This is a genomic window from Isoptericola sp. NPDC019482 (genome assembly GCF_040632295.1).
Classification (GTDB): Bacteria; Actinomycetota; Actinomycetes; order Actinomycetales; family Cellulomonadaceae; genus Isoptericola.
Genome location: NZ_JBEYBQ010000010.1, coordinates 60,155 through 80,668, shown reverse-complemented (window position 1 = coordinate 80,668; position 20,514 = coordinate 60,155). Strand labels below are relative to the sequence as shown.

20 protein-coding genes, 1 tRNA gene, 1 pseudogene and 1 riboswitch are annotated in these 20,514 nt (G+C 73.8%); of the genes and pseudogenes, 4 read left to right on the top strand and 18 right to left on the bottom strand.

Annotated elements, in window-relative coordinates; translation table 11 throughout:
* Window positions 1-30: 30 nt before the first annotated feature.
* Window positions 31-210, top strand: a pseudogene (locus ABZ493_RS09465) (IS256 family transposase); the annotation flags it as partial.
* 66 nt (window positions 211-276) lie between these two features.
* Here the strand turns inward: ABZ493_RS09465 and ABZ493_RS09460 are convergent.
* From ABZ493_RS09460 to ABZ493_RS09450, 3 genes are all read right to left on the bottom strand, one after another.
* Entirely contained in the window at window positions 277-975 is a 699-nt protein-coding gene (locus ABZ493_RS09460) for a hypothetical protein (RefSeq protein ID WP_430581905.1), read from the bottom strand.
* A gap of 61 nt (window positions 976-1,036) precedes the next feature.
* The gene (locus ABZ493_RS09455; RefSeq protein ID WP_430581904.1) at window positions 1,037-1,381 is read right to left on the bottom strand and encodes a hypothetical protein; all 345 of its coding nucleotides are present in this window, start codon (window positions 1,379-1,381) and stop codon (window positions 1,037-1,039) included.
* Window positions 1,378-2,259 carry a hypothetical protein gene (locus ABZ493_RS09450; RefSeq protein ID WP_430581903.1) on the bottom strand — a complete coding sequence of 294 codons (882 nt, stop codon included), beginning with the start codon at window positions 2,257-2,259 and terminating at the stop codon, window positions 1,378-1,380. Before ABZ493_RS09450 ends, ABZ493_RS09455 begins: the two co-directional genes overlap by 4 nt.
* An 88-nt stretch (window positions 2,260-2,347) precedes the next feature.
* Here ABZ493_RS09450 and ABZ493_RS09445 point away from each other — a divergent pair, with 88 nt between their 5' ends.
* Window positions 2,348-2,962, top strand: coding sequence for a response regulator (locus tag ABZ493_RS09445; protein ID WP_430581902.1), 615 nt, complete (start codon window positions 2,348-2,350; stop codon window positions 2,960-2,962).
* A 394-nt stretch (window positions 2,963-3,356) separates the two neighbouring features.
* Here the strand turns inward: ABZ493_RS09445 and ABZ493_RS09440 are convergent.
* The 10 genes from ABZ493_RS09440 to ABZ493_RS09395 form a co-directional block, all read right to left on the bottom strand.
* Window positions 3,357-3,430, bottom strand: a tRNA-Pro gene (locus ABZ493_RS09440).
* A gap of 51 nt (window positions 3,431-3,481) precedes the next feature.
* Window positions 3,482-4,009: a 6,7-dimethyl-8-ribityllumazine synthase gene (gene ribH / locus ABZ493_RS09435; protein ID WP_430581901.1), complete on the bottom strand. Its 528-nt coding sequence runs from the start codon at window positions 4,007-4,009 to the stop codon at window positions 3,482-3,484.
* Window positions 4,006-5,349 (bottom strand): bifunctional 3,4-dihydroxy-2-butanone-4-phosphate synthase/GTP cyclohydrolase II, encoded by a 1,344-nt coding sequence (locus tag ABZ493_RS09430; protein WP_430581900.1) that lies wholly within the window; start codon window positions 5,347-5,349, stop codon window positions 4,006-4,008. The genes ribH and ABZ493_RS09430 overlap by 4 nt, the downstream gene beginning before the upstream one ends.
* Entirely contained in the window at window positions 5,346-5,960 is a 615-nt protein-coding gene (locus tag ABZ493_RS09425; protein ID WP_430581899.1) for a riboflavin synthase, read from the bottom strand. Before ABZ493_RS09425 ends, ABZ493_RS09430 begins: the two co-directional genes overlap by 4 nt.
* 3 nt (window positions 5,961-5,963) lie before the next feature.
* The gene (ribD, locus tag ABZ493_RS09420) at window positions 5,964-7,031 is read right to left on the bottom strand and encodes a bifunctional diaminohydroxyphosphoribosylaminopyrimidine deaminase/5-amino-6-(5-phosphoribosylamino)uracil reductase RibD (RefSeq protein ID WP_430581898.1); all 1,068 of its coding nucleotides are present in this window, start codon (window positions 7,029-7,031) and stop codon (window positions 5,964-5,966) included.
* Between the two features lie 148 nt (window positions 7,032-7,179).
* Window positions 7,180-7,309: riboswitch (FMN riboswitch) on the bottom strand.
* A gap of 70 nt (window positions 7,310-7,379) precedes the next feature.
* The gene (locus ABZ493_RS09415; RefSeq protein WP_430581897.1) at window positions 7,380-8,432 is read right to left on the bottom strand and encodes a hypothetical protein; all 1,053 of its coding nucleotides are present in this window, start codon (window positions 8,430-8,432) and stop codon (window positions 7,380-7,382) included.
* Between the two features lie 40 nt (window positions 8,433-8,472).
* Complete coding sequence (der, locus tag ABZ493_RS09410; protein WP_430581896.1) at window positions 8,473-10,056, bottom strand: ribosome biogenesis GTPase Der; 1,584 nt, start codon at window positions 10,054-10,056, stop codon at window positions 8,473-8,475.
* Window positions 10,057-10,149: 93 nt separating this feature from the next.
* On the bottom strand, window positions 10,150-10,854 hold the full coding sequence (gene cmk / locus ABZ493_RS09405; protein ID WP_430581895.1) for a (d)CMP kinase: 705 nt from the start codon (window positions 10,852-10,854) through the stop codon (window positions 10,150-10,152).
* Window positions 10,855-10,906: 52 nt separating this feature from the next.
* Window positions 10,907-11,776, bottom strand: coding sequence for a pseudouridine synthase (locus tag ABZ493_RS09400; RefSeq protein WP_430581894.1), 870 nt, complete (start codon window positions 11,774-11,776; stop codon window positions 10,907-10,909).
* A gap of 85 nt (window positions 11,777-11,861) precedes the next feature.
* The gene (locus ABZ493_RS09395) at window positions 11,862-12,482 is read right to left on the bottom strand and encodes a TetR/AcrR family transcriptional regulator (protein WP_430581893.1); all 621 of its coding nucleotides are present in this window, start codon (window positions 12,480-12,482) and stop codon (window positions 11,862-11,864) included.
* 132 nt (window positions 12,483-12,614) lie between these two features.
* On the opposite strand from ABZ493_RS09395, the gene ABZ493_RS09390 reads away from it, so the two are divergent.
* Window positions 12,615-13,037 carry an organic hydroperoxide resistance protein gene (locus tag ABZ493_RS09390; RefSeq protein WP_429763419.1) on the top strand — a complete coding sequence of 141 codons (423 nt, stop codon included), beginning with the start codon at window positions 12,615-12,617 and terminating at the stop codon, window positions 13,035-13,037.
* A gap of 52 nt (window positions 13,038-13,089) precedes the next feature.
* Here ABZ493_RS09390 and scpB read toward each other — a convergent pair whose 3' ends face one another.
* From scpB to ABZ493_RS09365, 5 genes are all read right to left on the bottom strand, one after another.
* Window positions 13,090-13,731 (bottom strand): SMC-Scp complex subunit ScpB, encoded by a 642-nt coding sequence (scpB, locus tag ABZ493_RS09385; protein ID WP_430581953.1) that lies wholly within the window; start codon window positions 13,729-13,731, stop codon window positions 13,090-13,092.
* A gap of 83 nt (window positions 13,732-13,814) precedes the next feature.
* Entirely contained in the window at window positions 13,815-14,786 is a 972-nt protein-coding gene (locus tag ABZ493_RS09380; RefSeq protein ID WP_430581892.1) for a ScpA family protein, read from the bottom strand.
* Window positions 14,770-15,729 carry a ParA family protein gene (locus ABZ493_RS09375; RefSeq protein WP_430581891.1) on the bottom strand — a complete coding sequence of 320 codons (960 nt, stop codon included), beginning with the start codon at window positions 15,727-15,729 and terminating at the stop codon, window positions 14,770-14,772. The genes ABZ493_RS09380 and ABZ493_RS09375 overlap by 17 nt, the downstream gene beginning before the upstream one ends.
* Window positions 15,730-15,816: 87 nt before the next feature.
* On the bottom strand, window positions 15,817-16,806 hold the full coding sequence (gene xerD, locus ABZ493_RS09370) for a site-specific tyrosine recombinase XerD (RefSeq protein WP_430581890.1): 990 nt from the start codon (window positions 16,804-16,806) through the stop codon (window positions 15,817-15,819).
* A 56-nt stretch (window positions 16,807-16,862) separates the two neighbouring features.
* Entirely contained in the window at window positions 16,863-17,897 is a 1,035-nt protein-coding gene (locus ABZ493_RS09365) for a heme o synthase (protein ID WP_430581889.1), read from the bottom strand.
* A 409-nt stretch (window positions 17,898-18,306) separates the two neighbouring features.
* On the opposite strand from ABZ493_RS09365, the gene tkt reads away from it, so the two are divergent.
* Window positions 18,307-20,442 (top strand): transketolase, encoded by a 2,136-nt coding sequence (tkt, locus tag ABZ493_RS09360; RefSeq protein ID WP_430581888.1) that lies wholly within the window; start codon window positions 18,307-18,309, stop codon window positions 20,440-20,442.
* The last annotated feature ends 72 nt before the right edge of the window (window positions 20,443-20,514 follow it).

The following is a 20,514-nucleotide window of genomic DNA, read 5'->3' as shown; positions in this document are numbered from 1 at the left end:
AGCCTCCATCAGACCCAGGACGGTTCATCTTTCCCGAACCAAGGCCCGATCGTTCGGCTCGTCGGCGCCGTGCTGGCCGAGCAGACCGACGCGAATGGGCCGAAGGCCGCCGATACCTCGGCCTCGAGTTCCTGAACCGCTGCCGCCTCACCACCGCCACCCGGCTGGAACGAGGTGGGCATCGACCCAGTCCTGGAACTCAGCGCCTGACCCCACGAGGATCACCGAGCGCACCTGGGCGATCGTCACTTCAGGCGACAATGCCGGCGAGCTATTTCATGCCTGGGCCGTGGCCCTCGCGCTGGGCGGCGGTTGGGTACGACCGTTGGCTTCGGTCCTTATGTCGATATACCGGTCCAGGGCCTGCTCAGCAGCCCAGGGCAGCCTGGCGAACAGCTGGTGGGCCTGGAGCCGGGCGTAGGCAGCCATGATTGAGCTCTCGACGTCAAGCGCTTCCGTCGACGGTCCCGACCGCAAGAGGTCGACCAGCAGCACGGGGGCCAACACCACCGCGGTGATCGGGCGATCCCAGAACCGCCGATCGGTAACCGCCAGCGTGTGGGCTTCCGCCAGCCGGGCCACCGCGGTCGGGAGGCCGGGCTGGGGTCCTGCCGGCGCAGTGCGCACTCGGCGATGCGCCGCTACCTCGCGAATACTCAGCGGCGAGCGGCGGGAGGGGCGCACGAGTCGCCCACTTCTCATCAGCTGGAGGGCGAAGGAAACCGCCGGACCGGCTGCTGCGTCGACCCGGTCGAGGAGTTCCTCGTCGTAGTGGTCGTCGTCGATGAGTCGTAGGGCAAGCAGGTCGACCCAACCGGCGAATGCACTCCAGGCCGAACTCGTGTCCGCCGCCAGGTGTTCCTCCCAGGCGAGCACCGAGCGCGTAGCTGCATCGAGGACGGCGTCGCGAAGGTGGAACTGCGGATGCGGTGGGATGTCGAAGGGCTGCTTCGCACGCCACAGAACCTGCTGCATCCACGGCCGGGAGTCCAGGGGATCCGGGACCACGTCGTTCCAGATCGAACCCGGCTCGGGCTCACCGCCGGGTCCCCGGGCCGGGACCGGGAACCGCGCCCGGACCCAGCGGCCCAAGCCCGCCCGCGAGGAAGCCCCGTCGGACAACGTCGCGCACCTCCTCGAACGTATCGAACGAGATCTCCACGCCCTCATCGTCGCGCAGCCCGTCCTGGAAGCCGCTCCGCGTGGCACGAAGCGCGGTGGCGAGACCTCCGACCGGGACCGGTTCTAGGTCCGGCACAGCGAGGAACACTTCCGATCGCGACGAGATCGACTCCGGCGCGCGTCGGGAAGCGAACGCACGGCCGTCCTCCACGGCCCACGCGTCCAGGTGCCACGGCAACGACTCGTCGTCCGGCGTCACGCCCACTGGTAGCCCCTGTCGTGCTGAGTGACGACCCGCCGACGCACTCCGCCGAGCGCAAGCAGTTCCTCGACTCCCTCGCGGTCCTCCATCAGCTTCTGCTCCACGTCGCTGAGGCGATGCCCCGCGTCGGCCCGGCGACGCAACCACGCGGTGGTCGTGACGACGTCCGGAGACTCGCGAACCTCCTCGATGTCGCTCAGTTCGAAGCCACCCCGACCGGTGCCCGTGGACGGCACATGAAGATGCACCTCCACAAACTGCTGGTCGCGAAGCACCGCTTGTGCCACCGTTCCGGAGGTAACGATCCGAGGCCCCGACGTCAGCCCCGGCAGGACGCTGAGCACGAGCATGTCGAACCGCTCTTCCCACGTCCCCCGGAGGGCCTCCACAAGGTGCGAAAGATCCTCCCGCCCCTCGAACGGAGGAAACAGGATGTCATAGGAGTCCCGGTCGAAGAGCCGGGGTTCTGGATCAACCGCATCCAGCACGAGCACCGCGCAGTACTCACCGTAGAAGGCGACCCCGGTCCCACCGACAGCAAGGGCGCCGAAGTACACGTCCGGGCCGTCAAGTTCGAGGGCGTCGTCCACCTGAAGTCGCTCCCGCGAGGGCGTAGGCCGCTCGCCGCCGACCAACGGCCGCTCGTAGAGGTTCCGGTATCGCTCGCCCGTCAGCAGTGCTGCCAGGGCCGTCGGCCCGAGGTTGACGACGACGCGCGCGCCGGACCGAGGATCGGAGACCACGTCGCGCACGACGCGCTCGTTGGCCGCGACGAAGGGACTGCCCGCAGAGGCATCCATCCACGCGGAGACCCGCTCCGCCCACGTAACGCAAGCGAAGTACAACGGGTCCAGTTCCGGCGGCTGCGCTGCCACACCGTGAGGCTATTATCGGGCTCTCTCACCCGCTAGCACCCGGCCCGGGTGAATTCACCGCGGCACCGCGGACGACAAGGAGCTCACTGTGAGCGACGACATCTGGGTCGCGATCATCGAGACCAGCCCGCTGTGGCTGACGATCGTGGCGATAGTGTTCCTCGTCCTCCACTTCCGACAGCCGTTGACGGAAAAGCTGCTGAGCGCGAACAGGCTGGCGATCGGCGGATTCGAGCTTGAGTCAGCCGGTGCCGCGCTGACGACGGCCCGCGCCGACGCGCCCGTGCCCGGACTTGTCGCCCGCGCACTGGTCCGACGTACGAAGGAACGCGCGGACGACCTGGTAGGCCTTCGCATCCTGTGGGTCGACGACCACCCATCGGGGAACAGGCACGAGCGGCGCTACTTCCGGGCCGCGGGAATCACCGTCGTTAACGCACTCGACACCGAGTCCGCCCTGCGCGAGCTGCGAACGGACGACTACGACATCGTGATCACGGACTTTCGGCGCGGGAATGATCCAGCGGCCGGGCCCGAGCTTGCGACCCGGGCGCGGGGCGAGGGCTACGACCAGCCATTCGTGGCCTACCTGGGCCACGTGGAACCCGGGAGGGCTGCCCCGCAGGAGTTCCTCCGGATCACGGACCGCCCCGACGACCTCGTCACCGCCGTCCTCGATGTGGCTGACTCACGCACCGCGTGACGCACGCGGCCTCGCCCGCGGAAGACGGCCAGGCCGAGCGAGCTGCGCAGGTCTGCCCTCGCGGTCGGCAAAATCACCTGTTCCGACGCCCGCCCCTGAAGGACGACCGGGGAAGTCAGAATCGCGGGCAGGGTAGGCATCCACTAGTTCTTGCGACAGCCCCTGCACGGCTCGATCGGACTTAGAGGTCGCGCGGGTAGGCGGGGACAGCTGTGATGTGACGCAGGCACCGGATGTCCGGTTCCGTCTACGGGCGGGCCGGCGAGAGGTTTCTGGACTGTTTCTGGACGGTTGGCCATGTCTGGCGACCTCTCACTCTGGGTCACCAGCACTCTCCGGAAACGAAACTGGTCCCTGACCTGCTCATTCGCAGGTCAGAGACCAAGTCACGACGTCGGGCTGACAGGATTTGAACCTGCGACCCCTTGACCCCCAGTCAAGTGCGCTACCAAGCTGCGCCACAGCCCGTCGACCCGTCTGGTGACACCGAGGCGCCACCCCGAAGGGCCGACCGAAATACTACCCCAGGTCGGACACTGCTCCTGCATCGACGCGGGCAGCGCCGACCGGGGCCTTCCGGACGTCGCCGAGCACCCGCGCGGTGGCGAGCGCGGCGGCGGCGGCCTCGTAGCCCTTGTCCTCGTGCGACCCTTCCAGCCCGGCGCGGTCGAGGGCCTGCTGCTCGTCGTCGCACGTCAGGAGTCCGAACCCCACGGGGACGGTGTGGTCGAGGGCCACGCGGTTCAGCCCGTCGGTCGCGGCGGCGCAGACGTAGTCGAAGTGCGGGGTGCCGCCGCGGATCACGACACCCAGCGCGACGACGGCGTCGTACCCGGCGGCCGCGAGCGCCTGGGCCGCGACGGGCAGCTCGAACGAGCCGGGGACGCGCACGACCTCGGGGGCGACGACGGCGTGGTCCGCGCAGGCCCGCAGCGCGCCGTCGAGCAGGCCGTCCATGACCGCCCGGTGCCAGCTCGCCGCGACGACGGCGACGCGCAGGTCGGAGCAGTCGACGGGCGCCGCGGCCGGGGCGCCCGCGCCGCTCATCGGGCGGCCCCGGCGGTGAGGGGCGCGGGCAGGGTCGGGCTGGGCGTCGGTGCGGTGTGCATCGGTCCTCCGGTCTCGTGGGGGGCGTCGTGCGGGTCGTCGTGCCCCGCGTCGGCCAGGTGGGGCAGGTCGTGGCCCATGCGGTCGCGCTTGGTGCGCAGGTAGCCGAGCGTGCGCGGGTGGGCGGTCAGGACGAGGGGCAGCCGCTCGACGACGGCCGCTCCCCCGGCGACGAGCCCGTCCACCTTGGCGGGGTTGTTGGTCAGCAGGCGCACGCCCGGCACGCCCAGGTCGCGCAACACGTGCGCGGCGGCGGTGTAGTCGCGGGCGTCGGCGGGCAGCCCCTGGTCGAGGTTGGCGTCGACGGTGTCGCGGCCGGCGTCCTGCAGGGCGTAGGCGGCGAGCTTCGCGGCCAGGCCGATCCCGCGCCCCTCGTGCCCGCGCAGGTAGACGACGACGCCGCGCCCGGCCGCCACGACCTGGCGCAGCGACTCGTCGAGCTGCGGGCCACAGTCGCACCGCAGGCTGCCGAACGCGTCCCCGGTGAGGCACTCGGAGTGCACGCGCGCGAGCACCGGCCCGCGCTCGAGCTCGGCCAGGGAGTCGAGCGGCCCCGCCACCAGCGCGACGTGCTCGTCGCCCGTGCGCGTGTCGCGGTAGGCGACGGCGGTGAGGTCGCCGTGGCGGGTGGGCAGGGTCGTGACGGCCACCCGCTCGACGAGCAGCTCGGTGGCGTGCCGGTAGGCGACGAGGTCGGCCACGCTGATCAGCGCGAGGCCGTGCTCGGCCGCGAACTCCCGCAGCGCCGGCAGCCGCATCATGGTGCCGTCGTCGTGCACGAGCTCGGCGAGCACCCCGGCCTCCGCCCGCCCGGCCAGGCGCGCGAGGTCGACGGCGGCCTCGGTGTGCCCGCGCCTCTCCAGCACGCCGCCCGGCCGGGCGCGAAGGGGCAGCACGTGGCCGGGCCGGGTGAGGTCGGCAGGCTCCGCCGCCGGGTCGGCGAGCACCCGGGCCGTACGGGCCCGGTCGGCGCCGGAGATGCCGGTGGTCACGCCCGTCGCGGCGTCGACCGTCACCGTGTACGCCGTGCGGTAGGCGTCCTGGTTGGCCTCGACCATGAGGGGCAGGCCGAGCCGGTCGAGCTGCTCCCCCGCCACGCCCACGCACACCAGCCCGGTCGTGTGCCGCACCAGGAAGCCCATGAGCTCGGGCGTCGCAGCGTCGGCGGCGAGGATGAGGTCGCCCTCGTTCTCGCGGTCCGCGTCGTCCGCGACGACGACGGGGCGGCCCGCCGCGACCTCCGCGATCGCCCGCGCCACCCGCTCGACGGAGCCGCTCATCGCGCCGCCCCCATCGCCGCCAGGTGCCGCTCGACGTACTTGCTCAGGACGTCGACCTCGAGGTTGACCGGCTCGCCCACGGCGCGGGCGCCCAGCGTGGTGCGCGCCCGGGTCTCGGGGATGAGGCTCACCGTGAACGCGTCGTCGCGGGCGTCGACCACGGTGAGGCTCACGCCGTCGACGGCGATCGAGCCCTGCGCCACCACGTACCGCGCCAGCTCCGGGGGCAGCGCGACCTCGACGACCTCCCACTGCGTGCCCGGCGTGCGCGCCAGCACCGTCCCGACGCCGTCGACGTGCCCCTGCACGACGTGGCCGCCGAACCGGCCGTCCGCCGCGAGCGCCCGCTCGAGGTTGACCGGGTCGCCGGGCCGCCGACCGCCCAGGCTCGTGCGTGCCAGCGTCTCCGCCATGAGGTCGGCGGTCCAGGCGGGCAGGCCGTCGTGCTCGCCGGTCTCCGCGACGGTGAGGCAGCAGCCGTCGACGGCGATCGAGTCGCCGAGCCGGACCCCGTCCAGGACGGTCTCGGCCGCGACGGTGAGGCGGGCGCCGTCGGCGTGCTCACGCACGGCCACGACGGTGCCGAGCTCCTCCACGATTCCGGTGAACATGGGTCAGCCTTCCTTCCGCGGCCGCAGCGCGAGCCGCACGGTGGGGGTGTCGGTGGGGTCGTCGGGGTCCCGGGGCAGGACGGCGACGTCGAGCAGGTCGAGGCGCGCCGCGTCGGCGATGGTCCCGATGCCGAGGTCGGCGACGGCGGAGGCGCCGACGCCGAGCAGCACCGGGGCGACGTAGGCGACGACGTCGTCGACGAGCCCGGCGCGCCAGAACGCGGCGGCGAGCGCCGGCCCGCCCTCGAGCAGCACGTGCCGGTGCTCGCGGTACCAGAGCAGGTCGAGCACCTCGTGCGGGTCGTGGGTGCGCAGGTGCAGCACGGCCTCGCCGGCGGCCGCGGCCCGCGCGAGGCGGGACGACGGCGGCAGGTCGCGCAGGCCGACGACGACCCGGTCCGGCTGCTGCCCCGTCAGCGGGGCGTGCCGCACGGTGAGGTCGGGGTCGTCGGCGAGCGCGGTGCCGGTGCCGACGACGACGGCGTCCACCCCGGCGCGCAGGCGGTGCACGTCGTGGCGCGCTGCCCGCCCGGTGATCCAGCGCGAGGTGCCGTCTGCGGCGGCGGAGCGGCCGTCGAGCGTGCTCGCGACCTTCCAGGTGACGACGGGACGGCCGAGCTCCAGCGCGCGCGTCCAGGTGTCGTTGAGGGCGCGGGCCTCGTCGGCCAGGACGCCGCCGACCACCTCGACGCCCGCGGCGCGCAGGCGTGCGGCGCCGCCCGACGCGGCGGGGTTGGGGTCGTGCTGGCCGTGCACGACCCGCGCGACCCCTGCGGCCAGCAGCGCGTCGACGCAGGGACCGGTGCGGCCGTGGTGGTTGCAGGGCTCGAGCGTGACGACGGCGGTGGCACCGCGCGCGGCGCCCGGGCCGCGGGACTCTGTCGCGTGGCGCAGCGCCTCGACCTCGGCGTGCGGCGTGCCCGCACCGCGGTGGTAGCCCTCCGCGACCGTCGCGCCGTCGGCGTCGAGGAGCACGCAACCGACGCGCGGGTTGGGCCCTCGGGCCGGCCCCTGCGCGGCCAGCTCGAGGGCGCGCTGCATCGCGGCGCGCTCCGCCGTGGTGGCGATCATTCGTCCTGCCCCTGTCGTCCGGTCGCGGACCCCGGGGCAGGAAGGCGGGGTCGGACGTGCTCGCGCCGGCCGGTCACGGACGGTCGTCACGACGGACGACGGACGGCACCGGCCGCGAGGGTCGGTGGACGGACCGGACGGGGAGCCGTCGCGTGCGCTTCCCATCCGGACTTTGACCGTCGGTCCAGGAGTTCCACCTGGTCAACCGGTCACAGGCTGTGACCGGGTCGCGGACTTTCACCGCCGGCTCGGAATTTCACCGACCCCAGAGCACGCGAGCAAGTTCGCTCGTCACCGCTGACCGTGCCACGCCGCGCGCCCGGCTCGCAAGCCCGAGTGGCGCACGTCTCACCCACGACCGCGTGCCGTGCGCCGTTCGTCGTCCCGCCCGAGCGCGACGCCGAGGGCGACGAGCACGAGGAGATCCACCGCCAGTCCCGCCACGGCCACCCACTGCACGGCGCGGAACGCGAGGAGCTGGGTGACGAGCAGGCTGACCAGCACGCCCCTGCGCACCCACACCGCGCCGGCGCGGTGGTCGCGGGGGCCGACGACGAGCGCCCGCACGACGCACGCCACGGTCGCGGCGACGGCCACGAGGATCCCGACGCCGACCCAGGACGGCACCGCGATGGCGCCGAGCAGCACCCGCAGCGCCACCACGACCGAGCCGGCGCTCGTGCCGAGCACGGCCACCACCACGACGGCGGCCGCCCACCGGTGCTCCATCGCCTCGGCGAACCACGCGGACACCCGGACGACCAGCGCCCGCACGGGGTCCGGCACGGTCACGTCGTCGCGCGGGACGGCCTCCACCAGCGCGGCGACCTCCTCGGCCGCCGGTTCGCCGCGGCCCCGCTCCACGAGCGCCCGCGCCTCCTCGCGCTCCGCGTCGGTGAAGCCGCCCGCCACGCCGGCCACGGCACGGTCGGTCGCCACCGCCAGGTACTCCGCGGGGTGGTGCGCCCGCCGCCCGTGCAGGGCCTCGACGAGGATCACCAGCGCCACGACGACCGCGTAGATGAGCGCCGCCGTCGGCTCGTAGAAGTAGTCGTTGTCCGAGGTGACGAACTTGCCGATCTCGTCGACGAACAGCCCGAAGCCGACGCCGCCGAGCACCGCCCCGAGCGACCGCGGCGCGGGCCCCACCCAGGAGAGCAGCACCACCACCGCGAGCGCCAGGCCGAGCCCGCCCCACAGCACGTGCGCCACGTGCAGCCCACCGCCGCCCACCTGCGGGTAGCCGGACAAGGCCAGCAGGAACCGGGTCACCAGCACCGTCGCCACGGTGACCACCAGGAACGTCACGAGGTGGCGCGCCGCGGAGGTGTCGCGCGCCGCGCCCAGGCGCAGCAGCCGACCGCGGTGGGCCAGCGGGTCGTCGCGCGTCGTTCGGCTCATCGGCGGCTCCTCGGCCACTCGGAAGCAGCGCAGGGACAGGTCAGCGGCGGCGCTTCTCCCGCACGCGGACGCTGATCTCGATGGGCGAGCCCTCGAAGCCGAAGGTCTCCCGCAGGCGGCGCTCGATGAACCGGCGGTACCCGGCCTCGAGGAACCCGGTGGCGAAGATGACGAACCGCGGCGGGCGCGTCGAGGCCTGCGTGCCGAACAGGATGCGCGGCTGCTTGCCGCCGCGCAGCGGGTGCGGGTGGGCGGCCACGAGCTCGCCGAGGAAGGCGTTGAGGCGCCCGGTGGGGATGCGGGTGTCCCACGACTCGAGCGACGTCTCGAGCGCGCGCGTCAGCCTGTCCGTGTGCCAGCCCGTGCGGGCCGAGACGTTGACGCGCGGCGCCCACTGCACCTGCACCAGGTCCTTCTCGATCTCGCGCTCGAGGTACGGGCGACGGTCGTCGTCCATGAGGTCCCACTTGTTGTACGCGATGACGAGCGCCCGGCCGGCGTCCACGGCCTGCGAGATGACGCGCGTGTCCTGCTCGGTCATCGGCTGCGAGGCGTCGACGAGCACGACGGCGACCTCGGCCTTCTCGATCGCGGCCTGGGTGCGCAGCGAGGCGTAGAAGTCCGCGCCGCGCGTCTGGTGCACGCGGCGGCGGATACCGGCCGTGTCGACGAACCAGTACGGCACGCCCTTGATCTCCACGAGCTCGTCGACCGGGTCGCGCGTGGTGCCCGCGGTCTCGTCGACGACGACGCGGTCGGCGCCGGCGATCTTGTTCAGCAGCGACGACTTGCCCACGTTCGGCCGTCCGACGAGGGCCACGCGGCGGGGGCCGGCGGGCCGCAGCTCGCCGTGCTCGGACACCTCGGGCAGCACCTTCATCGCGGCGTCCAGCAGGTCGCCGGTGCCGCGGCCGTGCAGCGCGGAGACGGGGTGCGGCTCGCCGAGGCCGAGCGACCACAGGTAGGCGGCGTCCGCCTCGCCCGACGGACCGTCCACCTTGTTGGCGCACAGGACGACGGGCTTGCCCGAGCGGCGCAGCAGCTCCACGACACGCTCGTCGGTCGACGTCGCGCCCACGGTGGAGTCGACGACGAAGATGACGGCGTCGGCCAGCTCGACGGCGACCTCGGCCTGCTCGGCGACCTTCGACTCGATGCCCGCGACGTCGACCTCCCAGCCGCCCGTGTCCACGAGGGTGAACTCGCGGCCGGCCCACTCGCCGGGGTAGCTCACGCGGTCCCGGGTGACGCCCGGGGTGTCCTCCACGACGGCCTCGCGGCGGCCCAGGATGCGGTTGACGAGCGTCGACTTGCCGACGTTCGGGCGGCCGACGACGGCGAGCACCGGCAGCGGCGCCTCGCCGGGGCCGAAGCCCTCCTCGTCCCACTCGGCGTCCAGCAGCGCGCGGTCGGCCTCGTCGAGCTCGAAGTCCTCCAGGCCGGCGCGCAGCGCGCGCTCGCGCGCCTCGTCGTCGCCGTCGGACTCGAGGACCTCCGCCACGGCGTCACGGCCCTCGGTGTCCGCAGGGTCCGCGGGCGCCGCGGCGACGCCGGGCGCAGGCGGGGCGGTGGGCTCGTCGGTGGGCTCGGCAGCGGGCACGGAGCCGTCGGCGGGAGTGGTCATGCGCACCATTCTCCCAGGCCGAGCGGCGTGTCACGAACGAGACCCGCGTCACCGGGCCCGAGCCATGCCCTGGGGTGCGTCAGTCGGCGCGCGTCAGGCGGTGACCTGGGCGACGACGGCGAGGACGGCGTCCACCGTCTGGTCGAAGTCGAGGTCGGAGGAGTCGACCGTGACGACGCCGTCGGCGGCCACCTGGAACTGGCTCACGGTCGAGTCGTCCCGGTCCCGGCGCAGCACCTGGTCGCGCGTCGCCTCGACGGCCGACTCGTCGGCGGCGCCGTGCACCTCGAGCGAGCGGCGGCGCAGGCGGGCCTCCTCGCTCGCGGTGAGCAGCACGCGGGCGTCCGCGTCGGGGGCGACGACGGTCGTGATGTCGCGCCCCTCCGCGACGATGCCCTGTCCGCCCGAGAAGCCGCCCGGCGCACTCTCGGTCTCGATGACGTCGCGCTGCCGGCGTCGCAGCTCCGCGCGCACGTCGAGGTTGGTGGCCACCTGGGACACGGCGGTGGAGACCTCGGTGGTGCGGATCGCGGCGGCGACGTCGCGACCGCCCAGGTGCACGGTCGGTGCGGCAGGGTCGACACCCACCTCGAGCGGCATGGCGCGCACGGCGTCGGCCACCGCGGCCTGGTCGGCGAGGTCCGTGCCGCCGTCGACGCACCACAGCGTCGCGGCCCGGTACATCGCGCCGGTGTCGAGGTAGGCGAGCCCCAGCCGGGCCGCCACCGCCTTGGAGACGCTGGACTTGCCGGACCCGGAGGGACCGTCGACGGCGATGACGACCACGTGTGTGCTCACCTTCTGTTGTGCGGGTACTGCGCGAGACGGCAGTGGAGGACGAGGGGCGGCGTCAGAGGTCGACGTCGCGCATGAGGGTGCCGAGCTCGGTGCGGCCGAGCACCCTGGAGCGCCCGGCCCGCAGGTCGCCGAGCACGATGGGGCCGATGCGGGTACGGACCAGGCGCGTCACCGGGAACCCGACGGCGTCGAGCATGCGCCGCACGATCCGGTTGCGGCCCTCGTGCAGCACCACCTCGAGCATGGTCTCGCCGGGCACGGAGTCCACCACGCGCACCTTGTCGGCGCGCGCGAGCCCGTCTTCGAGCTCGACCCCGTCGGTGAGCTGCTTGGCGTGGCGGGGGTAGAACTCGCCGCCCGTCACGGTCACGAGGTAGGTCTTGCGGATCTCGTACCGCGGGTGGGCGAGCCGGTTCGCGAGCTCGCCGTCGTTGGTGAGCAGCAGCAGGCCCTCGCTGTCGGCGTCGAGGCGGCCGACGTGGAACAGCCGCTCCGAGCGGTCCTTGACCAGGTCCGCGAGCGTGGGGCGGCCCTCGGGGTCGCTCATCGTGGAGACCACGCCGAGCGGCTTGTTCAGGGCGAGCGTGATCTTCGAGGTGTCGAGCTGCACGCGCATGCCGTCGACGTGCACGACCGCCTTCGCCGGGTCGACCCGCAGGCCGAGCTCCGTGACCAGGACGCCGTCCACCTCGACGTGCCCCTCGGCGATGAGCTCCTCGCACTTGCGACGCGAGCCCAGGCCCGCCTGGGCGAGCACCTTCTGCAGCCGGACGCCGTCCGCGACGTGCACGTCGCGGTCCGGCTTGCCGGAGCGCGGTGCCGGACGGCGGGGCGGGGCCTGGCGCGGGCGCTGCGTGCGTCGCGAGGCGGGACCCTGGGGGCGACTGGTGCGGCGGCTCCCGCCGCGGCGTTCGGTGCTCATGGTGCCCGATTCTCTCAGGTCGGGCCGGTGCTGCTCGACGACGCCCCACGGCGCCCCGCACCGGTGCCGCCGAGAGGCACGACGTTCAGGCGTCGGCCGGTGTCCCGCGGTGGGCAACGAGCACCGCCGCGAAGGCCGAGGCGAGGCGGGGCGCGACCGTCCGGGCGTCGTCGACGTCCCCGCACACCATGGCCCCGTCGCGCAGCATCATCAGCTCGGCCGCCACCGCCTGCGGGTCGTCGGCGCCCGCGTCCCGCGCGACGTCGGCGAAGAAACCCGCGTACCGGGCGCGATGGTCGGCGACGACCCGTCGCACCGGGTGCGCCGCGTCCGCGTACTCGGCCCCGGCGTTCACGAAGGCGCAGCCGCGAAACTGTGCGCTGCCGGCCACGGAGCCCAGCGCCTCGGCGAGAGCGGCGAGGGTCGACGCCGGGTCGCCGGCGTGGTCGGTCCGGAGTCGCTCGAGCAGCGCGCGCTCCTCGTCCGCGATCGCCTCGAGGTAGGCGACGGCGAGGTCGTCCTTCGTCGGGAAGTGGCGGTAGAACGTGACCTTGGACACGCCCGCCGCGGCGATCACCTTGTCGGCGCTGACAGCGCGGACGCCGTCCGCATAGAACAGCCGGCTCCCCTCCTCGAGGATCCGCTCACGCACCGGCCCGCGCCCCGCCGACCGCTCCGGGGGCGTGGCGGCCGTCCTGATTCCCATCGCACCAACCTCTCACGTCGAGACCTGCCCCGGTGGGTCGCGACGCGATCCGGGTGCTTGCGACGACGGACGTCGCGTGGTCTAGTAGACGAACTAGTAACTCTACTAGGTTGTCGATCCAGGAGGACCAGCATGAGCGCGCTCTACACGGCGGTCGCGACCGCCACCGGAGACGGACGGGACGGCCGGTCGCGGTCCGACGACGGACTTCTCGACGTCGACCTCGCGATCCCGAAGGAGATGGGCGGTGCGGGCGGGGCGACGAACCCCGAGCAGCTCTTCGCGGCCGGGTACGCCGCGTGCTTCCACTCCGCGCTGAAGCTCGTCGCACGGCGGGAGAAGGCCACCGTGAGCGACTCCGCCGTCGTGGCAGAGGTCTCGCTGCACCCGACGCCCGAGGGCGGCTTCGGGCTCGCCGTCGCCCTGCACGCCGAGCTCGGAGGCGTCGACCAGGCGACGGCCGACGCCCTGGTCGCCGCCGCGCACCAGGTCTGCCCGTACTCGAACGCCACGCGCGGCAACGTCGACGTCACGGTCGACGCGACCGTCGCCTGACGACCACGAGCACCTGACGACCACAGGCACCGACGACATGGGCGCCTGACCGTCAGGCGTCGGGCCCGTCCTCCGTCAGCCCGCGGCGGAGGACCGAGGACGGGTCCAGGGCGATCGCCTCCCCCACGTCCGGCAGGTGCGGGGCGAGCGGCGGCAGCGCGTCCAGCGACGTCCAGCCCATCCGGTCGAGGAACTCGCCCGTCGTGGCGAAGAGCACCGCCCCGGTCATCGGGTCCTGGCCCGTCTCGGCGATCAGCCCGCGGGCCAGCAGCGTGCGCACCACGCCGTCCACGCTCACGCCGCGCACGGCCGAGACCTGCCCACGGGTGACGGGCTGGCGGTACGCGATGACGGCGAGCGTCTCCAGGGCCGCCTGGCTGAGGCGGGAGGACTGGCCCTCGAGCACGAACGCCCCGACGACGTCGGCCTGCGCCCGCGCCGAGTAGACCCGCCACCCCTCGGCCCCCTCACGCAGCTCGAAGCCACGGGGGCGTCCACCCGTCTCGCCGCGGTACTCCGCGGCCAGTTCCTCGAGCACCGCGGCGACCTCCGGCACCGGTCGGACCACGCCCGCCGCGAGCCGCTCGACCGTCACCGGCGACTCGGCGACCATGAGCACCGCCTCCAGCGCAGCCGCGAGGCCGCCGGGCAGGTCGTCGACGTCCACCTCGATCTCGGACCCGGCGTCGACCATTGGCTCGCGCCCCGCCGTCGACCCCGGCTCCCGGTCGACAGACTCGGCCTCGACGGCCTCCGTGTGCTCGTCCGTCCGCTGCGTCATGCCACGACCTCCGTCACGCCGGCGCCCCGCGCGGCGGGTGCACCGGTCCCCTCGTCCTTGCCGGGCGTGCCGTCGAACTCCTCGAAGCCCGCCGCGAGCTCGCCGTCGTCGTCCTCGCCGCCGCCACCGTCGCCCGCCGTCCACCGCACGGTGAGCTCGCCCAGCGCCGTCGCCTGCTCGAACGCGACCCGCCCGGAGCGGAAGAGCTCGAGCAGGGCGAGGAAGCGCGCCACGGCCACGAGCCGCTCCTCCCCCGCCACGAGGGCGCGGAAGGTGGCGACGTGCTCACGCCGGAGCCGTCGCGCCACGACGCCCGCCTGCTCCCGCACGCTCACGGCGGGGGCGTGCAGGTGGTCGAGCCCGACGACGGGCGGGAGCTTGGGCTCGAGGGCCCTGGCCGCCAGCTCCGCGAGGCGCGCGCCGTCGAGCGTCCACACCAGCTCCGGCAGCAGCGCCGTGAGGTGCGGCTCGAGCGGCACGGACCGCGGCACGCGGCGCCCCTCGGTCTCCAGGCGCTCGGCGAGGAGTCCGGAGACCTCCTTGTACGCGCGGTACTGCAGCAGCCGGGCGAACAGCAGGTCGCGGGCCTCGAGCAGCTCCAGGTCCTCGGCGTCCTCCTCGACGATGCCCGGCAGCAGCCGTGCGGCCTTGAGGTCGAGCAGCGTGGCCGCGACGACGAGGAACTCGCTCGCCGTCCCGAGGTCCCACGACGGGTGCTCCTCGCCGCGGGCCGTCGCCTCGCGCGACGCGGCCTCGGCCTCGCGGATGTGCGCGACGAACTCGTCCGTCACGGCCGCGAGCGCCACCTCGGTGACGTCGAGCTCGTGCTTCGCGATGAGCGACAGCAGCAGGTCGAACGGGCCGGTGAAGTTGTCGAGGTGGACCTCGAACCCCGGCCGGGCGTCGGCGCCGTCGACGGCGTCGACCGCCTCCCCCTGCTCCGGGGCGACGTCAGGCGGCGTCGCCACGGGCGACGAGCTCCCGCGCGAGCTGCCGGTACGCGGCCGCGCCGGCGTGGGTCGGGGCGTAGTTGGTGATCGGCTCGGCCGCGACGGACGCGTCCGGGAACTTCACCGTGCGCCCGATGACCGTGTGCAGCAGCGTGTCGCCGAACGCCTCGTGCACGCGCGCCACGACCTCGCGCGAGTGCAGGGTGCGCGAGTCGTACATGGTCGGCAGGATGCCGTCGATCTCCAGCGCCGGGTTCAGCCGGTCGCGCACCTTCTCGATCGTCTCCACGAGCAGGGCCACGCCGCGCAGGGCGAAGAACTCGCACTCCAGCGGGATGAGCACGCCGTGCGCCGCGGTGAGGGCGTTGACCGTCAGCAGGCCGAGCGACGGCTGGCAGTCCACGAGGATCACGTCGTAGTCGTCCAGGGCGGGGCGCAGCGCGCGGGCCAGGACCGACTCGCGGGCCACCTCGCCGACGAGCTGGACCTCCGCTGCCGACAGGTCGATGTTGGCGGGCAGCACGTCCATGCCCTCGATGTTCGTGGGCTGCAGCACGTCGGTGAAGCTGACGTCGCGCTCCATGAGCAGGTTGTAGACGCTGAGGTCGAGGTCGTGCGGGCTCACGCCGACGCCGACGGAGGCGGCGCCCTGCGGGTCGAAGTCGACGAGCAGGACGCGGCGGCCGTACTCGGCCAGCGCGGCACCCAGGTTGATCGTCGTGGTGGTCTTTCCGACGCCGCCCTTCTGGTTGCACATCGCGACGATGCGCGCGGGCCCGTGGGACGCCAGCGGCGCCGGGTCGCGGAAGTCGGGCAGCGGCCGCCCGACGACGTCGGTCCGCGGCTCCTCGAGCCCGCCGGCCGGACTGCCCGGCGCGGGGCTGGTCGCGGTGACCGCGGCCGGTGAGGCGTCGCTCGTGGTCGTCTGCGTCATGGTGTCGCTCCCGAGTCCCTCGCTCACCTGCGTCACGCTACCTCAGGGCCTCCCGGGGTCCGGGCGGCACGCCGGGCGCGCCGTCCTTCCGGCGGTCCCGACGCATCAGGGAGCTCAGCCGAGGGCGCGCGGGTGCGCCGCGGCGTACACCTCGCGCAGCGCGTCGCGCGTCACCATCGTGTAGATCTGCGTGGTCGTCACCGAGGCGTGCCCCAGCAGCTCCTGCACCACGCGGACGTCCGCGCCGCCGGCGAGCAGGTGGGTGGCGAACGAGTGCCGCAGCGTGTGCGGCGACACGTGCTGCGTCAGGCCCGCGCGCTCCGCCGCGGCCTGGAGCACCGACCAGGCGCTCTGCCGCGACAGCCGCGCGCCGCGCGTGTTGAGGAAGAGTGCCGGGGTACCCCGGCCCGCCTCCGCGAGGGGCGCCCGCGCCCGCACCAGGTACGCCTCGAGCGCCGTGCGCGCGTACGAGCCGACCGGCACCACCCGCTCCTTGTCGCCCTTGCCGTGCAGCCGCACGGACCCGGCGCGCGGCGCACCGCCGTCGTGCGCGCCGTCGTCGAGCAGGCCGTCGACGTCGTCGACGTCGAGCCCGACCACCTCGCTGATGCGTCCGCCGGTGGAGTACAGCAGCTCGAGCAGCGCCCGGTCGCGCAGCGGCACCGCCCCGTCGCCGGCGCCCGCCGCGTCGAGCAGGCGGGCCACCTCGTCGATCGACAGCGCGTGCGGCAGCCGCCGCAGCGCGCTCGGGGCGTGCACCTGGGACGCGGGGTCGTCACTCGTGGTGCCCTCGGCGTGCGCGAACCGGTGCCAGCCGCGCACCGCGGCCAGCGCGCGGGCCGTGGACGACGGCGACAGCGGCGCGCCCCCGTCCGACCCCTGCCGGACCACCACCACGTACTCCTCGACGTCCCGCTCCCCCACGTCGCCGAGACCGGAGCGTCCCGTCGTGTGCAGGTGGCGGGCGTAGCGGCCCAGGTCGCGGCGGTAGGCGGCCACGGTGTTGGCCGACAGCCCGCGCTCGACGCCGAGGTGCGCCAGGTAGTCCTGCAGCGCGGCCGCCAGGGCGGGCGGGAGGGGCGGGGCGGACGTGGTGTCGGGCACCGGAACATCATGCCCCGAGGTGGCGACGCTGCTGGCGGGCCGCGTCCCCGGGCGGGTCAGAAGGGCAGGAAGACGTCCACCGCGACGGCGATGAACAGCACCGTGAGGTACGTGATCGAGCCGTGGAAGACCTTCATCGCGCCGAGCTTGCCGCGCTCGGGGTGCCCCGCGCGGCGCAGCATCGCGATGACGAGCCAGAGGAACCAGCCGCCGGACGCGATGGCGACGACCGTGTAGAACCACGACATCCCGGCGAGCGGGATCAGCGCGAGGGAGCAGGCGATCATCGCGGCGGTGTGCGCGACCATCTCGACCGCGACGCGGCGGTCGGTGGCCACGACGGGCAGCATCGGCACGCCGGCGTTCGCGTAGTCCTTCTTGAACTTGACGGACAGCGGCCAGTAGTGCGGCGGCGTCCAGAAGAAGATCACGCCGAAGAGCGCGACGGCGGCCCAGCTCAGCGACCCGGTCACCGCGGCCCAGCCGATGAACACCGGCATGCAGCCGGCGATGCCGCCCCAGACGATGTTCTGCGGCGTGCGCCGCTTGAGGATCATCGTGTAGCCGACCACGTAGATCGCGATGGCCGCGAAGGTGAGCCACGCCGCCGGGACGTTGACCAGCAGCGCGAACCACAGCAGCGACACCACGCCGAGCACCGTGGCGAACACCAGGGCCGCCCGGGGCGTGATCTCACCCGTCGCCAGCGGGCGCCGCTTGGTGCGGTTCATCACCTGGTCGATGTCGCGGTCCAGGTAGCAGTTGAAGACGTTCGCCGACGCGGCGGCCAGCGTGCCGCCGACCAGGGTGAGCAGCACCAGCCACAGCGACGGCAGACCGCCCTGCGCGAGGATCATGGTGGGCAGCGTCGTGACGAGCAGCAGCTCGATGATCCGCGGCTTGGTCAGCGCGACATAGGCACCGAGGCGGTCGCGCCACCCCGTGCCCGGCGCACCGCTCGCGCCCCCGCCCTGCTCCGCGTCCGCTCCGCGGCGGTCCGCCCGGTCGGCATCGGCACGCTCCCGCTCGGCCCGCACGGCCGCGCGGGTCGGCGCCTGGGGGTGGGACGTCGTGGTGCTCGTGGTGCTCACGCGCGTGCTTGTCCGTTCTCGGCTGGGGGTCCGGGGAGCTCGGGCGACGTGGGACGGTCGCCGCCTCATCGTACGCCGAGGTCAGCGTCGCGGCGGCCCGGGCGGCGGCGTCCCCGCTGTGAGAAATGCCGCGCGGACGTCATCTGTCCGGACATCCTCCGGCGTGCACGGCGCCCGGCTCACCTGGTGGGACGAACCGTGCCGGGACGGGCGTGCCGGGAATGCTCGGCGCTAGGGTGGTGCTGCACAACGGTGAACAGCGGGCCGCCCACCCCCGGTCGGCCCCTCGACGCCGTGCCCCCGCCGTCGCCTCGAGGACCCCGTGCGGCGTCCGACGCGACGGCGCCCCGTACCGGCAGAGCAGCAGCAATCACCCGGGGCTCGCTCCGGGCAGGAAAGAGGCACATCTGTGAACGCGTTCGACCCCGTCGTCGCCCCGCTCGAGTGGAGCTCGCTCGACGACCGCGCGGTGAAGACCATCAAGGCGCTGGCGGCCGACGCCGTCGAGAAGGTCGGCAACGGCCACCCCGGCACGGCGATCTCCCTCGCCCCCGCCGCGTACCTGCTGTTCGGCAAGACGATGCGGCACGACCCGTCCGACCCGCACTGGGTCGGTCGTGACCGGTTCGTCCTGTCGGCGGGCCACTCCTCGCTCACGCTGTACCTGCAGCTGTTCCTCTCCGGCTACGGCATGGAGCTGGACGACCTCGAGGCGCTGCGCACCTGGGGCTCCCAGACCCCGGGCCACCCCGAGTACCGCCACACCCCCGGCGTGGAGATCACGACGGGCCCGCTCGGCCAGGGCCTCGCGTCCGCGGTCGGCATGGCGTTCGCGGCCCGCCGCGAGCGGGGCCTGCTCGACCCCGACGCCGCGCCCGGCGAGTCGCCGTTCGACCACCACGTGTACGTCATCGCCTCCGACGGCGACCTGCAGGAGGGCGTCACCTCCGAGGCGTCGTCGCTCGCCGGCACGCAGAAGCTCGGCAACCTCGTGGTGATCTGGGACGACAACAAGATCTCCATCGAGGACGACACCGACATCGCGTTCACCGAGGACACCCTCGCGCGCTACGCCGCCTACGGCTGGCACACCCAGCGGGTGGACTGGACGCAGGGCGGCACCGGCTACGCCGAGGACGTCGACGCGCTCGCCGCGGCGATCGCGGCCGCGAAGGCCGAGACCGACCGTCCGTCGTTCATCGCGCTGCGCACCATCATCGGCTGGCCGTCGCCCACCAAGCAGAACACGGGCGGCATCCACGGGTCCGCGATGGGCGCCGACGAGGTCGCGGGCCTCAAGGTCGCGCTCGGCCTGGACCCGGAGGCCTCGTTCGCCGTCGACGACGAGGTGCTCTCCTACACCCGTGCCGTCGCCGAGCGGCAGGCCGACCAGCGCGCCGCGTGGGAGCGGTCGTACGCCGCGTGGCGCACTGCCGCCCCGGAGCGTGCCGCCCTGCTCGACCGCCTCGCCGCGCACGAGCTGCCCGCCGGCTGGACCGACGAGCTGCCCGTCTTCGAGGCCTCCGAGAAGGGCGTCGCCACCCGTGCCGCCTCCGGCAAGGTCCTCACCGCGCTCAAGGACGTGCTGCCCGAGCTGTGGGGCGGCTCCGCCGACCTCGCCGGCTCGAACAACACCACGATGGACGGCGAGCCGTCGTTCATCCCCGTCGAGCACGCGACCAAGAAGTTCCCGGGCAACCCCTACGGGCGCACCCTGCACTTCGGCATCCGCGAGCACGGCATGGGCGCGATCCTCAACGGCATCGTGCTGCACGGCCTCACGCGCCCGTACGGCGGCACCTTCCTCCAGTTCGCCGACTACATGCGCGCCTCGGTGCGCCTCGCCGCGCTCATGGAGATCCCGACGACGTTCGTGTGGACCCACGACTCCATCGGTCTGGGCGAGGACGGCCCGACGCACCAGCCGGTCGAGCACCTCGCCGCCCTGCGCGCCATCCCCGGCCTCGACGTCGTCCGGCCCGCCGACGCGAACGAGACCGCCTGGGCCTGGCGCGGCATCATCGAGAACACGGCGAACCCGGCGGGCATCGTCCTCACCCGCCAGAACGTGCCGACCTTCCCCCGCGGTACCGACGGCTTCGCCGGCGCCGAGGGCACCCTCAAGGGCGGCTACACGCTGGTCGACGCCACGAACGACGAGACCGGCACGCCCGACGTCGTCCTCGTCGGCACCGGCTCCGAGGTGCAGCTCGCCGTGCAGGCGCGCGAGCAGCTCGCCGCCGAGGGGATCGCCGCCCGCGTCGTGTCGATGCCGAGCCGCGAGTGGTTCAACAAGCAGGACGCCGCGTACCGCGAGTCGGTGCTGCCGTCCTCGGTGAAGGCGCGCGTCTCCGTCGAGGCCGGCATCGCCCAGGGCTGGCGCGACGTGGTCGGCGACGCCGGCCGCAGCGTCTCGCTCGAGCACTACGGCGCCTCGGCCGACTACCAGACGCTGTACCGGGAGTTCGGCATCACGGCGGACGCCGTCGCGGCCGCCGCCCGCGAGTCGCTCGCCGCCGTGCGCGGCGCTGGCGACGCCGCCTGAGCGCTCGTAGATTCCCCAGGGTGGGGCGCCGCCCCGCGGCGCCCCACCCGGCCCCCGTCGACACCTCACCGG

Coding starts and splice junctions, on each gene's coding strand:
- ABZ493_RS09425 (WP_430581899.1), bottom strand. CDS start 5,960: ATGTTCACCGGAATCGTGGAGGAGCTCGGCACCGTCGTGGCCGTGCGT.
- der (WP_430581896.1), bottom strand. CDS start 10,056: ATGACCACTCCCGCCGACGGCTCCGTGCCCGCTGCCGAGCCCACCGAC.
- ABZ493_RS09390 (WP_429763419.1), top strand. CDS start 12,615: ATGAGCGCGCTCTACACGGCGGTCGCGACCGCCACCGGAGACGGACGG.
- ABZ493_RS09460 (WP_430581905.1), bottom strand. CDS start 975: ATGCAGCAGGTTCTGTGGCGTGCGAAGCAGCCCTTCGACATCCCACCG.
- ribD (WP_430581898.1), bottom strand. CDS start 7,031: ATGATCGCCACCACGGCGGAGCGCGCCGCGATGCAGCGCGCCCTCGAG.
- ribH (WP_430581901.1), bottom strand. CDS start 4,009: ATGAGCGGCGCGGGCGCCCCGGCCGCGGCGCCCGTCGACTGCTCCGAC.
- scpB (WP_430581953.1), bottom strand. CDS start 13,731: ATGGTCGACGCCGGGTCCGAGATCGAGGTGGACGTCGACGACCTGCCC.
- ABZ493_RS09430 (WP_430581900.1), bottom strand. CDS start 5,349: ATGAGCGGCTCCGTCGAGCGGGTGGCGCGGGCGATCGCGGAGGTCGCG.
- ABZ493_RS09400 (WP_430581894.1), bottom strand. CDS start 11,776: ATGAGCACCGAACGCCGCGGCGGGAGCCGCCGCACCAGTCGCCCCCAG.
- ABZ493_RS09395 (WP_430581893.1), bottom strand. CDS start 12,482: ATGGGAATCAGGACGGCCGCCACGCCCCCGGAGCGGTCGGCGGGGCGC.
- ABZ493_RS09415 (WP_430581897.1), bottom strand. CDS start 8,432: ATGAGCCGAACGACGCGCGACGACCCGCTGGCCCACCGCGGTCGGCTG.